Raw genomic sequence first — 16,318 nt, forward strand, 5'->3', positions numbered from 1 at the left:
TATGGCTACAATTATAACATACAGTATACTTTCACAGACAATAGACTTGTTACATACAAAATAGGCACCTCATTCGAGGTGCCTCTTTATTATAGTTCATCGGAGAAGTTTATATGTTATTAATCTAAATCATAGAATCCCGAAGGTTTATCGCTCAAGTTTACGATGATATTTTTCATTTGAGTATAGTGCTCAAGGATAACTTTGTGAGTTTCACGGCCGATACCGGATTGTTTATAGCCGCCGAACGGAGCGCCTGCAGGGATGGAATTATATGTATTTACCCACATACGACCTGTTTCGATACCGCGAGCTACGCGGATAGCACGGTTGATGTTTTGAGTGAATACGCCACCGCCAAGGCCGTATAAGCTGTCATTTGCTTGTTCGATAACTTCTTCTTCGCTGTGAAATTTGATGACAACGGCTACAGGTCCGAAGATTTCTTCGCGAGCTACGCGCATATCATTTGTAGCATCTGCGATAAGAGTAGGTCTTACGAAGCACCCTTTACCAAGTTCACCATCAGTAACACGCACACCACCGGCTACGACGCGAGCACCTTCTTCTTTTGCAAGGTCTACATAGCTAAGTACTTTGTTAACTTGATCTTCGTAGATCAAGGAACCGAGTTGAGTGGATGGATCCCATGGCAAACCGACTTTCACCTTATCGAATAGTGCGGCAAGTTCAGCTACGAATTTATCGTAAATTGTATCTTGTACGAAGATACGGGAACCGGCACAGCATACTTGACCTTGGTTGAAGAGGATGCCGAGCATTGCCCCATCAAGAGCTTGTTTCCAGTTCGCATCATCAAAGAAGATATTCGCAGATTTACCACCTAATTCCAATGTAGCAGGAATCAAGCGTTCAGATGCTGCTTTATATACATCTAGACCTACCTCTGTAGAGCCTGTGAAAGCAAGTTTGCTGAAACCAGGATGATCAAGGATATATTGACCGGATTTAGAACCTTTACCAGTGATGATGTTTACGACACCTGGTGGCAAGATTTCTTTCAAAATATCGCCTAATACTAAAAGGCTAAGAGATGTGTGGCTAGAAGGTTTGATAACAACTGTACAACCTGCTGCAAGAGCTGGTGCCAATTTCCAAGCGGCCATCAGGAATGGGAAGTTCCAAGGCACAACTTGACCTACAACGCCAATCGGTTCGCGAACAATAAGGCTTAATGTATTTTCATCAAATACTTGTGCAGAACCTTCTTCGGAACGAAGCACGCCAGCGAAGTAACGGAAATGGTCAGCCCCAAGTGGAATATCCACATTCAATGTTTCACGGATAGGTTTACCATTGTCGTATGTTTCAACTTGCGCCAAATGTTCTTTATGCACATCGATAGCATCCGCAATTTTTAACAAATAATCAGCGCGTTCTACTTGAGATACTTTTTTCCATGTTTTGAAAGCTTCTGTTGCAGCCTCTACAGCTCTATCAACATCATCATTCGTCGCCTCTGCACAGATAGCGAGTTGTTCGCCATTAGCAGGGTTATATACATTAAATTCAGCACCGTCAGATGCCTTTACCCATTCATTATTAATTAAAAGTCCATATCTTTCTTTAAGGTTCAAGCTCATTGCATTACCTCCTCTTTAGGAATATGATTTGGAAATTTCCCCTCTGTGATTTCATCATACTCCTTACATCTAAAATTTTCAATTAGATATATTGTTTTCGATATATCTGTTCTGCATTAACATGCATAATTTTTAGCTATATAGAGAAACCGCACCCTCTAAAACCATAGAGGGTGCGGTTTTTGGTATAATGACTTTTAGTCAAGAATGACTATCATTTAAAATCTGTTAATGTAGATTAACTAGATTTCTAATAAATTATGATTTACGACGATCCCCATTGTTACGAGAACCATTATTGCGATTATCATTTTGGCGTCCACCATTATTACGGTTATTATTACGGTTATTATTTCGGTTATTATTTCGGTTATCATTATTTCGACGCTGACCATTGTTATTTCTATGACGATTATTATCGTTATTCTTAGGCTTTTCCGGTTGCAATGCTTTTACAGATAAACCGATACGATTGCGTTTTACGTCAACAGAGATGATTTGCGCTTCGATAATATCACCTACGGCAAGCACATCAGATGGGTGTTGACGGCTGTTGCAAAGCTCGCTGCGATGTAATAAACCATTCGTTTTAAGACCAAAGTCCACGAAAGCTCCGAAATCAACTACATTATGAACGGTACCTTTTACAACTGTACCTACCTTGATATCCTCAAGGCTCACTACGTGTTTCCTGGTCAATGGAGCCGGTAAATCTTCCCGAGGGTCGCGACCCGGTTTAGCAAGAGCCGCTAAAATATCCCGAACAGTCGGCACACCTGCATCAAGTTTTTTAGCTAACCGCTCCGCATCAGCCAACGGAAGTTTCACTTGTAGCGCTTCCAGTTGTGATTTATCCTGAATATCTTTCAGCGTAAACCCCAATTCACCGATAATGCGTTCCGCCAATTCATAAGACTCTGGATGGACAGATGTATTATCTAACGGATTTTTACCATGCTGTAAGCGGAGAAAACCAGCACATTGTGTAAAGGCTGCAGGACCTAAACGAGGTACTTTTAACAATTCCTTACGGCTTTTAAATACGCCGTTCTCCTGACGGTATGCAACAATATTTTTAGCCACAGCACTAGAAATGCCTGCAACATGCTGCAAGATAGCCGGGGATGCCGTATTTAGTTCTACCCCGACGTGGTTTACCACGGTTTCCACCACTTGATCCAATGTATGGGTCAATTGCTTCTGATTTACATCATGTTGGTATTGACCGACGCCGATGGATTTCGGATCGATTTTAACGGATTCCGCCAATGGATCTTGTACACGGCGTGCAATAGATACGGCACCGCGAATGGTTACATCCAGATCCGGTAGTTCATCGATTGCCAATTTCGATGCGGAATACACGGATGCCCCCGCTTCATTGGTGATGATATAGTGACAATCCAGTTTTTCCTCTTCAATCATGGTAGATGCAAACTGTTCCGTCTCATACGACGCCGTTCCGTTACCGATAGACAAGAGCGTTACCTTGAACTTGCGAATCTTATCCGCTAACACTTTTTGCGCTTCTTTACGAAGCTTTTCACTGTTCGTTAAGTAGTAAGCACCATAGTCCAGCACATTACCCTGTTGATCGATGATGGCCATCTTGCAACCCGTGCGGTATCCCGGATCAAGTCCCATGATAACATGCCCTGCTAATGGCGGTTGAAGCAATAAGTTTTTAAGGTTTACGCCGAACACCTTAATAGCTTGTTCATCGGCATGCTCCGTCAATTCATTGCGTATATCACGTTCCAATGCCGGGAAAATAAGACGCTTATAGGCATCCGCTACGGCAGCCGCCTTATATTCACTAAATATGGACTTCGGATTTTTCTCTAACTTTTGAACCATGTAAGCAACATAGGTGTCTCCTGGTACAGTTAGAGCTAATTTCAAAGCACCTAATTTCTCACCGCGATTAACCGCCAAAATACGATGGGACGGCATTTGGCGTACAGGCTCGGCATAGTCCGCATACTGCAGAAATTGCTGCTGTATGTCCTCTCCACCGGATAATTCGGCCTGAATATAGCCTTCATTCCACATCTTTTTACGCAGATATGCACGAAAATCCGCACTGTCGCTGACGATTTCCGCTACGATATCCGATGCGCCTTGAAGAGCCTCTTCCGCGGTCGGTACCTCTTCCGTAATATAGTCCGCAGCAATTGCAAATGGGTCGCCGCTCGTTTCCGTATCCTCGAGCATCATCATCGCCAACGGCTCAAGGCCACGTTCTCGTGCAATCATAGCGCGAATCCGCTTTTTCGGACGATACGGCAGATACAAATCCTCTAACTCTTGTAATTTCGTAGCCGACTCCAAGGCTTTCATCAATTCATCAGTCATCTTCTCCTGATCCGTGACGGATGTGATGATTTCCTGACGGCGTATTTCCAGATTACGCAAATACTTTATGCGCTCCTCAATCGTGCGCAACTGCTCATCCTGCAGCTCTCCCGTCACCTCTTTACGATACCGCGCGATAAACGGCACCGTATTTCCTTCGTCCAACAACTCTACTGCCGCCTGTACCTGCTTCGGCTTAACATTTAATTCACTGCCGATGATGGCAAACATTCTTTCACTCATTTAGCTGCCTTTCTACGATACGTTACAAAACGATGAGGATATTGATTTTTCTCATCTACGATGCCATCCATAACGGATTCAACAAGGAAATCATCCTTTGAAAATTCCGGGAAAAATACATCCCCGTCAAAGTCGTGATCAACCTCGGTGATGTACATAATATCTACATATGGCAAAAACGCTTCATACACCTGGGCACCGCCGATGATATAAGCCGCATCAAGGGTCTTCGATGCTTCCACAACCGCTTCGACGCTATGGAATATATGAACGCCTTCCGGCGCATTAAAACCTTTATCACGAGTAATGACCCAATGCTCCCGATTTGGTAATAAGAACGGTAAGCTTTCAAATGTCTTACGTCCCATGATAATGACATGCCCCGTCGTTTTTTCCTTAAAAAATTTCAAATCATTCGGCAGATGCCAAATCAGTGAATTATCCTTGCCGATGACACGATTACGCGCTACGGCCACGATTAATGCTAACATAGTATTCCTCTTATACAGCCACAGTCATAGATAACTTACCTAAATGCTCATACCCTTCGAGCAAAATATCTTCCGGTGTGAAAGCGTAGAAATCCTTCACCTCCGGATTGATGATAATCTTAGGTGCAGGCAATGCCTGTTCTCGACGAGCCAGCTGTTCACGCAACGCATCCACATGGTTTTCGTAAACATGAGCATTATTAATGACATGAGTAAATTTTCCCGGTTTAAGTCCCGTCACCTGCGCAATCATAAACACAAGAGCCGCATATTGCGCCGTATTGAAAGGGACACCGAGGCCCATATCACCGCTCCGTTGAATGAGCATACAGTTCAAATAACCATTTCCTACATCCCACAGTGTTTCATACGCACAAGGCTGAAGCGCCATATCCGGCAGATCTTCGATATTCCAGAGCGTAACGATCATACGACGGCTGTCAGGATCCTCTTTAATCGTTTTAATAAGGTTATCCAGTTGCTTGTATTTCGCGATTTGATACCCATACGCCTTTCCGATAGTGCCATCTTCGCGCATCCATTCGTCCCACACGCGAACATTCATTTCCTGTAGTTTACGCACATCGTTGGATTGCATTTGCCAAATCCACAACAATTCTTTTACAGCCGTTTTGAAAGCGACGAATTTCGTCGTTAAAATCGGAAATTCCTCCTGCAAATCAAACTGCATGATCTGATGCGGTAATTTGTAAGTCGCCACACCGGTACGATTCTGACCGTAAATCCCATTATTCAAAATATTTTCAATAATACCGAGGTATTGTGTATCTGCTAAACTCATAAATCCCCCTTATATTCAGAAATGGCCTGCAAAAATGAAAGACCATATTTTTTAAGCTTCGCTTCCCCTACACCTTTTACATTAGCGAATTCCCCCAATGTAGTCGGTCTTAAATTAGCTAAATCGATGAGCACCGTATCGGGAAAAATAAGGTACGGTCTGAGGTTTTCCTCTTCAGACAACTTTTTGCGATGTTGCCGTAAATACTCAAAGAGCCCACCTGCAGCATTCCGTGTCCCCGCCGTTCCCGTACGCGTAGAAACTTTGCTGCGGCGAGATGGCACGGATACATGTTGTCTGATTTCCTCCACCTCTTTACGTCCCGCCAAGACCTCTTCAGCACCGGCCGTCAATGACAGAACCGGATATTTTCCACCGGAACTGTGCAGATAACCGGATGCTACAAATTGCTGGATAAGGCCTTTTAGAGATTTTTCATCCACATCGCTGAGAGCACCGAACACCGGCAATGCATCGTGTCCGGCACGTGTAATCCGCTCCGTCCGTTCGCCTCTGACAATGGCGACAATCATCGTCGCCCCGTAGTGTTCTTCCGTTCCCATAATAGCACGGAAAACGGCCTTCGCCTCTCGCGTCACGTTGACGCGCTCATTATCCCCCTTACAAGAACTGCAGTTATCACAAGATGTCCAGACAGTGCTTTCACCAAAATAGCTAAGCATATATTTACGCAGACAGGAACTGCAGAAACAGTAATCGATCATGGCCTGCAACTTACGCATCTCTATCTCTTGCCGGATCGGGGACTCAATGGACTGCTCAATCAGATATTTATGCACCTGCACGTCTTGACCGCTGTAGAGAAGAATACATTCCGCCGGCGCTCCGTCACGGCCGGCACGGCCCGCCTCTTGATAGTAGGATTCCATATTGCGCGGCATCTGGTAATGCAATACATAGCGCACATTACTCTTATCGATACCCATGCCGAAAGCGTTAGTCGCCACCATGACCTGTAACGTATCATCTGCATACGCATTTTGCATTTTATGACGCACCTCATCGGACAAACCGCCGTGATAGTAACCGGTCTTGATGCCGGCACGGGTCAAATTATCATAAACACGTTCCACATCCTTACGGGTGGAACAATAAATAATGCCGTTTTCACTCATATGTTGACGCACATAATGCACCACATAGTCCATGCGCTTCGGCGTGCGAATAACGGAAAATGACAAGTTCGGCCTGTCAAATCCCGTTACATACACATTCGCCTCCTGCAATCCCAGCAACTGCTTAATATCATTTTCTACGGACTTTGTCGCCGTCGCCGTGAAAGCGCCGATAACAGGTCGTTTCGGCAACGAACGCAACCATTCACCGATGAGTCGATATGACGGTCTGAAATCATGGCCCCACTCGGAGATACAATGCGCCTCATCCACGATGACCTGTGCAATCGGTAACGCCCGCAACACATTACAGAAAAAATTGGATCCCAATCGCTCCGGTGCAATGTACAGCAGTTTAATCTTACCGCTTCGCACCTCATACATGGTCTTATTGAACTCGGCCTGCGTCAAAGTACTGTTGATGAGAGCCGCCGGAATATTCTGCACCACCAGGCCGTCCACCTGATCTTTCATAAGTGAAATAAGCGGTGAAAACACAATAGTCAGCCCCGATTTGCAAAGGGCCGGTATCTGAAAGCAAATAGACTTCCCTGCACCTGTCGGCATGATACCGATGACGTCCTCATCGCGTAAAAGAGAAGCAACCGGTGCTTCCTGAGCCGGACGGAAAGAGGTATACCCGAAATATGTTTCCAACATGCGCAAGGCCTGTTTAGATATCATTTCGTTCATCCCCCCTTTCATCGCTATTTACGGTACATCGTCAGAACGAAAATAATTCAATATACCGTTATTTAAATCATCTCATTGTATTATTTTAGCATATTACAAGTAATTCTTTCAGCATATCCGGATAATTATCTTTCCTGAAATATTCTATCCGAATGCAAAGTAGCCAGCCCCTATCGATTGAGTACTTTCACAGTCATAAGAGTCAAAACGTTGCGGCAATATGCATTTTATCCACTGTAAAAGCTCATTATATGGTACAATAATAACTACGTATTAATACTATAGAATACAAAACACCTAAGGAGGTCTTATATAGGCATGACACAGGACAATTTAATGATCATAATCGCCTTTGCCTTGTATTTAGGACTCATGATGTATATCGGGGTCTATTATTATCGCAAATCGAACAGCATCGGGGATTACATTCTCGGGGGACGTCAGTTAGGACCATGGATTACCGCCCTCAGCGCAGAGGCATCGGATATGAGCGGATGGATGCTCATGGGGGTACCGGGACTGGCGTATACAACGGGGATTTCCGGTGTATGGATTGCCGTAGGGCTCACCTTAGGAACCTGGGCGAACTGGAATTTCGTATCGAGACGACTGCGCAATCACACCGAAGTGGCCAGCGACAGTTTAACCTTGCCGGATTATCTGAAGAACCGATTTCACGATCAATCTCATTCGGTAGCGGTTATTTCCGCACTATTCATCCTGATTTTCTTCTTGATTTATACATCATCCGGCTTTGTTGCGGGCGGCAAATTATTCAATACAATCTTCGGCCTGGACTACACCACGTCTCTATTTATTACCGCAGGCATCGTCGTATTCTATACATTCCTCGGCGGATTTCTCGCCGTATCCTGGACGGACTGCATTCAAGGGGCACTGATGTTCTTCGCCATTCTCGCCGTGCCGATTACAGCGGCTATGTACCTCGGCGGTCCGATAGAAACATTCCAGCTCATTCAACACGAATTTCCTCAAGGATTAAGCCTGTTCGGAGATACAACGGATTTGTTCGCTTGGGTAATCGGTCTGATTTCCGCTCTCGGCTGGGGGCTCGGATACTTCGGGCAGCCTCACATCTTAGTTCGCTTCATGGCCATCTCCGACGCGCGTGAACTCAAAAAATCTACAAACATCGCCATGGTATGGGTTATATTATCCCTCTTGGCGGCGATTTCCGTAGGTCTCATCGGCCATGTATATCTGTTGCCTGATAAATTAGTCGGCACCGATGCGGAAACGATTTTCCTCATCATGACGGAACGCTTATTTACACCATTTATAGCAGGTCTCATCTGGTCCGCCGTTCTCGCCGCCATCATGAGTACCGCATCCGCGCAGCTCTTGGTAACCGCTTCGGCTATCGCCAATGACTTTTATGCCAACCTCATTCATCCTAAAGCATCGGATAAAGAGCTCGTCCTGGTAAGTCGTGCAATCGTGCTCATCGTAGCACTCATCGCCATCTATATGGCGATGGATCCGAACAGCTACATCTTGACGATGGTCGCCTATGCATGGGCAGGCTTCGGCGCCGCCTTCGGTCCGGCCATTCTGTTCTCTCTATTCTGGAAACGCATGACTCGTCATGGCTGTCTTGCAGGCATCATCGTAGGCGGTCTGACGGTCCTTATTTGGAAACAATTTGAGCCCTTCGGCCTTTACGAAATCGTACCGGGCTTTATCTTCTCCTCCATCGCCATCTATGTGGTAAGCTTGATGGGCAAAATACCGCCGAGACCTGTTTTAAAGGATTACAAAGAGGCAGAAAAAATGCATGTTCTATAATTTAAAATAGCGATTTATTATACCTATAAAATATGCTGTATAACAAAAAAGATAGTCGATTCTCCGAACTGAATCTCCCATATCAGAAATATAAATCTGACATCGGACATTCAGTTCATCATGAATCAACTATCTCTTTTTATTTTATACAGTTTTTACAACCGAACCGCATCATATAGCCGGCAATCGGTGTCTACACAACACAACTTAACACAATACATATTCATATTCATATTCATATTCATTTACATATTCATGATAATGATAATGCAAATGGTATCGTTACAATGTATGTCATTCTACGAATATTGGTTAAGCCCTTCCTGAATGGCCTGCTTTATCTCGGTTACCAACGACTTAGGTGTAAGCACCTTCACACTTTGCATGTATTGAAGCGCCCAATACTTAAACGCCTCACGATTAACCCGCACATGACATACAACCTTTGACTTCGTCACTTTCGTGAAATTCACATTCCCGTCAAACCAGTCCAGGATCTGATTAACAATGTCTCGCTTTGCCTGAAAGCTGACTGAAATCGACTCTCCGCCGAACATATAAATATGCTCTTTCATATATTGAGTCACATTAAATACACGTAATTGTTCGTATCCTTTAATTTGACGTAACAGCTTCCGGTTCATAGGCAAAATCTTAACCTGACAGATACGATCCATACGCAATGTAGCCATGTCATCATGATTATCATGATTACCGACAAGATAATATTGTCCGTGGTTCATAACCAGTTGAAAAGGATTGAACACATACTTTTTCGGCTTGCCGTCGGAATCGAGATTTACATGTAATTTCTTATCCACATCAGGTTGGCAATAAGATAATGAAATTTTCCTCCCTGTTTGTATCGCCGTTTCTATGAGGTCAATATTAAGGAAAAGCTCCTGTCGTTTAGGCAGATACCCCGTAGGACTTTCAATATTGTTACCATGAGAAATAAAATGCGGACTGCCTAATTTCGATACGCGTTCAATCAGGTCCTTCCTCTGTGCCGCCGAAATATGACGCGATGCCAAAAGACCATCTACCAACAAACGCAATTCCGAATCCTCAAAAGGATGAATCATATAAAAATCGGTCCGTCTGACAGTACCGTCCGTCCCCATTGCAGACTCTTCACATTCGATACCGAAATCACCGGCTTCATAAAGATCATTTAGGTGACGGCCTAATGTTTTCCGATCCACAGATACTTCATACTTCGCGATCAGTTTATTGCGTATCTCCTCCTGAGACAACGTATGATTAGCATCTGTTTCACTTCTCAGGATTTCCAGTATATATACCAGAATAGCCTTCTTAGATGCCATAAAAACTCCTTTTACAAATATACAATTTATTGTATCATTCCCAACACGCGAATGATGTACACAAAAATACCCATACATAGTATACCATACGCTTCATGATTAATTCATCTATTTTTCATGAACTTTATCGATTGATTTATATTAATTTGTCATTCTATAATACCTAAATGTAATAATGATTTAAACCACGGGCAATACAAAACCCGCTATAGCGATAATTAACAGCTCATGCAACTATCACTATAGCGGGTTATTCCCTCTACTAAGGCCTTATACAGTTATATCAGGAAACGGATTCAGTCTGCTTATTTCTAACGTAACCTAATTGTTCCATACGCTTTGTCAGTTCCGTGTAAAAGGCCTCAGCCATGGCGGTCTGATTTTTTCCCGACTGCGCCTTATCCGCATTAAAAAGAACATCCTTAATTTGACGAATTACGGTAGACCTGGACTTCGGCCGACTCAACAATTCCATAAAGAGCAAGTCCTCCGAAGAAATGTCCCCGATAGCATCGTTAAACAGATTCGCCCCATATACATACTCATCGCCGCCGTCCACAATAGCTTTCACAAATCGCGTAAAACGTTCCGGGATGTATGAAAGTCCATCCATAAACTCCTGTTTCTGCGGGAAGGTCTTATAGAACCGGATACCTCCGCGCACCATGTGTTCTACAATGGCCTTATACAATGCGCATACTTCACCCTCCAATGTAGTATCATCATCATGTAAGGCATCATGTGCAGCTTTTAAAACGGCAAGTGCCTCGATCATAGTAAAGGTTCCTCCGTCCTTTATAAGGGCTTGGAATGTATCGCGCACAATGTCATTATCAAACATCGCCAATGCCTCTTCATCAAAAAGGATTTGAAATGTAAATCCATTAATGATGGTCCGCACAGGTACACTATTGACCTTCGACGGGTCGGACACATCATAGTTAAGATTCTTGGCGGCCTCAGCCTTACAGAGAATAGACTTGCGGAATGTGGTATCCAAAATGAAATCCAAATACTGTTCCTGTACCACATGATTTTCCGGCGCCAATTTCTCCAGCTGCTCCGCCATGCTTTCATCATAGGTACGAACCATGGACAGTGTCAAATCAGCATCACATACATAGGCGAGATTATGACGTTCCAAGTGATCATTGAATTGATAAAAATAACACGGATTGTTGTGCGGTTCCAAATGGTCATGCCCAACGTAATAATCGTCCTTTTGCATAACGGACTTTAGAGCGCCAAGAAACTTGATATTCCGCTCTGTTAAATTTTCGTAGTTAAGGATTTGAGATCCCACAAAACTGCCCACCGTTTTACCGCGCTTCACCTTCTCCTTATGAGTCAGTTGAGCCTGATCACGATTTGCAAACACCATCAACTGACGAACCTCGTCCATCGTATGCCATCCCGGATAAGCATTGTAAGATACATAAGCAAGACCGTCATCCGTCAAATGATTTTCGATAATTTCAAGAATCTTGTCCTTCATCGCGTCATCGACCCATGAATAGAGGCCATGCGCAATAATATAGTCAAAGGTGCCCATGGATTCATCAAAATTCATGATATCACCTTGAACCAATGACACATTATCAAGGCCTGCATCAGCTATAATCTTATTTCCTTTCTCCACCTGATCCTGTGAAAGCTCAACGCCTATAAAGGTTGCCTCAGGATTATGTAATGCTTGAGAAATAATATTTCCGCCATACGTAGCCCCCAGCTCCAACACGCGTGCAGTCTTTGCCGCCGGCACGGTAAGCCCTGTCAAGGTACCGTAAGCCTCTAAATAGGTCGGTGTCGTAAACGGAAACGGATATGATTTATATCCCAGTTCCTTATATATTGTTTGTTGTGTATCGGCCTTCACCTTCGCTGTATTCTTTGACATACCGCACCTCTATTTAATCAATACTATCATCAAATGTATCATCGCATATGGTTCTTATAAAATATCATTTCGATTTATAATTTATTTCATTATACCAAATTGCTTATGTAATACCTATGAGTAAAGATGGGAATTATACAAAAAAGAGGCACCCTCGAAAGGGTGCCTCATATAGGTTACGTCGTCAATAATGAATTATTTTACGTCGTCAAAACCTTTTTGTAAGCGAACATAGCTCAAGCGACGTTCTTTAGCGTCTTGTTCAGTTTTAGCGAACAATTCTTCTGCCACATCAGGAGCAGCTTTTGCCAAGGAAGCGTAACGTACTTCACCTTTAAGGAAGTCTTGGAAGCTTTCAGTCGGTTCTTTGGAATCCAAGGAGAATGGATTTTTACCTTCTTCTTTAAGTAGAGGATTGTATCTGTAAAGATCCCAGTAACCAGCTGCAACAGCTTTGCGTTGTTCTTCTTGAGCTTTACCCATACCGGCTTTGATACCATGGTTGATACATGGGCTGTAAGCGATGATTAGGGATGGACCTGGATAAGCTTCTGCCTCTGCCAATGCTTTCATCAATTGGTTTTTGTCAGCGCCCATAGCTACTTGTGCTACGTATACATAACCGTAGGACATAGCCATCATGCCAAGGTCTTTCTTCTTAGTACGTTTACCGGAAGCAGCGAATTGAGCTACTGCAGCAACGTGAGTGGATTTGGAAGCTTGACCGCCTGTGTTGGAGTAAACTTCTGTATCGAATACGAAGATGTTGATGTCTTCGCCGGAAGCTAATACATGGTCAACACCGCCGAAGCCGATATCGTAAGCCCAACCGTCACCACCGAAGATCCAGTGGGAACGTTTAACCAAGAATTGTTTCTTTTCAAGAAGTTCTTTAAGTTCAGGAGTTGTAGCACCTTCAGCTTCGATTGCCGCTACCAAACGAGCGGAACGTTCACGGCTGGAAGCGCCAAGGTTAGCAAATTCTAACCATTGTTCCAAAGCTTCTTTCAATTCGCCGGTTGCAGTTTCAGCAGCTTTTGCAGCTACTTCCGCCAACTGAGCGCGAATCTTTTTAACACCGATGTACATACCGTAACCGAACTCAGCATTGTCTTCGAACAAGGAGTTTGCCCAGGAAGGACCTTGACCAAGTTGGTTAGTAGTGTATGGAGATGCAGGCATGGAAGCACCCCAGATGGAGGAACAACCGGTAGCATTCGCAATCATCATACGATCACCGAACAATTGAGTAATCAATTTAGCGTAAGGAGTTTCACCGCAACCTGCGCAAGCGCCGGAGAATTCGAACAATGGTTGTTCAAATTGGGAGCCCTTAACAGTATCCTTCTTCATAGGATTTTCTTTTACAGGAAGGTTCACACCGTAATTCCAAGCTTCTGCTTGTTCGATTTCGGAATCGATGGAAGTCATTACGATAGCTTTGCCTTTTGGTGCAGGACAGATATCAACACAGTTACCGCAACCCAAGCAATCTAATGGGGATACGGCGATACGGAATTGAAGGTCTTTAGCACCAAGTGCAGGGATTGTATCGAAATGTTCAGGAGCCGCTGCCACTTCTGCTTCAGTTGCCAAGATTGGACGAATGGTAGCATGTGGACATACGAAAGAACATTGGTTACATTGGATACAGTTTTCAGGTAACCATTTCGGAACGAACAATGCAGGACCGCGTTTTTCGTATTTAGCAGTACCGGCAGGTAATGTACCGTCTTCGTAACCAGCAAATGTGGATACAGGAAGATCATAACCAGCTTGTGCATTGATTGGTTGTGCAATATTTTTAACGAAAGATGGGCAAGATTCGCAACCAGGTTTAACTTTTTCGTGACCTTCGTCAACAGCGTTTTTCCAGTCTGCAGGAACGTCTACTTTCACCAAAGCGCCAACGCCTTGATCGATAGCAGCATTGTTCATGTCGACGATGTTCTGACCTTTTTTACCATAGGAAGTTACTACGGATTCTTTAAGGTATTTAACAGCGTCATCTACAGGGATGATTTCAGTCAATTTGAAGAAAGCAGCTTGCGTTACCATGTTGATACGACCGCCCAAACCGATTTCGGAAGCGATTTTCGCAGCATTGATGATGTAGAAGTTCAATTCTTTTTCAGCGATTTCGCGACGTAATTTAGCTGGCAAGTGTTCGGACAATTCTTCTGGAGACCAAGTACAGTTCAATAAGAACGTACCGCCCTTTTTAATGCCACGGATAAGATCGTATTCATGTACATAGGATTGACGATGACATGCTACGAAATGTGGTTCAGTTACCAAGTATGGTTGGTTGATTGGGTTTTTACCAAAACGAAGGTGAGACATCGTTACGCCACCGGATTTTTTGGAGTCGTAATCGAAGTATGCTTGAGCATACATGTCAGTGTGGTCACCGATGATTTTGATAGCGGATTTATTCGCACCTACAGTACCGTCAGAACCGAAGCCCCAGAATTTACATTCAGTTAAGCCTTCAGTGTGAACGTCTACGTCTTTAGCGCGTTCCAAGGACAAGAATGTCACATCGTCATTGATGCCCAATGTGAAGAATTTCTTGCCGTTTTTATCTGCCAAGTTATCGAATACAGCAACGATGTCTGCAGGGATAACGTCTTTGGAGCTCAAACCATAACGACCAGCGATAACTTTGATGTTACGGCCACCGTCAACTACAGCTGCCTGTACGTCCAAGAACAATGGTTCAGCCAATGCGCCAGGTTCTTTAGTACGGTCAAGAACTGCAATGCGTTCAACAGTTTTAGGAAGTACTTTCAACAAACGATCTGTTGCGAATGGACGGAACAAGTGAACGTTGATGAAACCGACTTTACGGCCCAATTTGTTGAGGTATTCAACAGTGGATTCTACTACTTGAGCGGAGGAACCCATAGTTACAACAACGTCAGTCGCATCAGGAGCACCTACATAGTTGAACAATTGGTAATCAGTACCAGCCAACTTGTTGATTTCGTTCATGTAATGTTCTACAACGTCAGGAACGTTCAAGTAGAATTTGTTAGCTGCTTCGCGATGTTGGAAGTATACGTCAGGGTTTTCTGCAGTACCACGAGTTACAGGAGCATCAGGATTCAAAGCATTTTTACGGAATGCTTTTACAGCGTCCATGTCAACCAATGGTTTCAAATCTTCATAATCCCAGATTTGAATTTTTTGAATTTCATGGGATGTACGGAAACCGTCGAAGAAGTTGATGAAAGGTACACGAGTTTTAATAGCAGTCAAATGAGCAACTGCAGACAAGTCCATTACTTCTTGTACGGAGGATTCAGCAAGCATAGCGCAGCCAGCTGCACGAGCAGCCATTACGTCCTGATGGTCACCGAAGATAGCCAATGCATGTGCAGCCAAAGCACGAGCAGCTACTTGGAATACACCTGGAAGTAATTCACCTGCAACTTTATATAAGTTAGGAAGCATCAATAACAAACCTTGAGAAGATGTAAAAGTTGTTGTTAATGCGCCAGCTTGCAAGGAACCGTGGAATGCGGCAGCAGCACCTGCTTCAGATTGCATTTCTACAACTTGAACAGTGTTGCCGAAGATGTTTTTACGACCAGTTGCAGCCCATTCGTCAACGTGTTCCGGCATTGGAGAAGATGGCGTGATTGGATAGATCGCCGCTACTTCTGTAAAACCGTAAGAAACGTGAGCAGCCGCTTGGTTGCCGTCCATAGTTTTAAATTTACGACTCATGTGATTATTGCCTCCTTAAGCATTTAGCAAAAATAGAACACTTGCTTAATCTATCATTATGAATAGGAATAACAACCATTACAAACTTGCGTACATGAAAAAATAATGCAATAATATATATGTTATATATAATATGGCATTATGTGCGTGTGCATACTATATTGTAATGGGCACAACCATAATTCCTAATATCATAACTTGATATAGCCCTATAAATTCATTATAACGTGA

The 16,318-nt window shown here is 43.7% G+C and carries 9 protein-coding genes; 1 reads left to right on the forward strand and 8 read right to left on the reverse strand.

Going from position 1 to position 16,318, the window contains the following annotated elements; translation table 11 throughout:
• Positions 1–119: 119 nt before the first annotated feature.
• From HMPREF1521_RS07585 to recQ, 5 genes are all read right to left on the reverse strand, one after another.
• Positions 120–1,604: an aldehyde dehydrogenase family protein gene (locus HMPREF1521_RS07585; RefSeq protein WP_038117748.1), complete on the reverse strand. Its 1,485-nt coding sequence runs from the start codon at positions 1,602–1,604 to the stop codon at positions 120–122.
• A 258-nt stretch (positions 1,605–1,862) separates the two neighbouring features.
• Positions 1,863–4,202, reverse strand: coding sequence for a Tex family protein (locus HMPREF1521_RS07590; protein WP_038117753.1), 2,340 nt, complete (start codon positions 4,200–4,202; stop codon positions 1,863–1,865).
• Positions 4,199–4,693, reverse strand: a complete 495-nt coding sequence (locus tag HMPREF1521_RS07595; RefSeq protein WP_038117756.1) for a dihydrofolate reductase — start codon at positions 4,691–4,693, stop codon at positions 4,199–4,201. The genes HMPREF1521_RS07590 and HMPREF1521_RS07595 overlap by 4 nt, the downstream gene beginning before the upstream one ends.
• Before the next feature lie 10 nt (positions 4,694–4,703).
• Positions 4,704–5,495: a thymidylate synthase gene (locus HMPREF1521_RS07600; RefSeq protein ID WP_038117759.1), complete on the reverse strand. Its 792-nt coding sequence runs from the start codon at positions 5,493–5,495 to the stop codon at positions 4,704–4,706.
• Positions 5,492–7,315 (reverse strand): DNA helicase RecQ, encoded by a 1,824-nt coding sequence (recQ, locus tag HMPREF1521_RS07605; RefSeq protein ID WP_369759716.1) that lies wholly within the window; start codon positions 7,313–7,315, stop codon positions 5,492–5,494. The genes HMPREF1521_RS07600 and recQ overlap by 4 nt, the downstream gene beginning before the upstream one ends.
• 327 nt (positions 7,316–7,642) lie before the next feature.
• Here recQ and putP point away from each other — a divergent pair, with 327 nt between their 5' ends.
• Positions 7,643–9,130 (forward strand): sodium/proline symporter PutP, encoded by a 1,488-nt coding sequence (gene putP, locus HMPREF1521_RS07610; protein WP_038117763.1) that lies wholly within the window; start codon positions 7,643–7,645, stop codon positions 9,128–9,130.
• 299 nt (positions 9,131–9,429) lie between these two features.
• Here putP and HMPREF1521_RS07615 read toward each other — a convergent pair whose 3' ends face one another.
• The 3 genes from HMPREF1521_RS07615 to nifJ all read right to left on the reverse strand — a co-directional run bounded on the left by HMPREF1521_RS07615 (position 9,430) and on the right by nifJ (position 16,087).
• Positions 9,430–10,458 (reverse strand): YafY family protein, encoded by a 1,029-nt coding sequence (locus HMPREF1521_RS07615; protein WP_038117765.1) that lies wholly within the window; start codon positions 10,456–10,458, stop codon positions 9,430–9,432.
• A 283-nt stretch (positions 10,459–10,741) separates the two neighbouring features.
• The gene (locus HMPREF1521_RS07620; RefSeq protein WP_038117768.1) at positions 10,742–12,355 is read right to left on the reverse strand and encodes a methyltransferase regulatory domain-containing protein; all 1,614 of its coding nucleotides are present in this window, start codon (positions 12,353–12,355) and stop codon (positions 10,742–10,744) included.
• A gap of 195 nt (positions 12,356–12,550) precedes the next feature.
• Positions 12,551–16,087 carry a pyruvate:ferredoxin (flavodoxin) oxidoreductase gene (nifJ, locus tag HMPREF1521_RS07625; protein WP_038117771.1) on the reverse strand — a complete coding sequence of 1,179 codons (3,537 nt, stop codon included), beginning with the start codon at positions 16,085–16,087 and terminating at the stop codon, positions 12,551–12,553.
• Positions 16,088–16,318: the final 231 nt, after the last annotated feature.

It is taken from the genome of Veillonella sp. AS16 (genome assembly GCF_000517785.1).
GTDB lineage: Bacteria > Bacillota > Negativicutes > Veillonellales > Veillonellaceae > Veillonella > Veillonella denticariosi.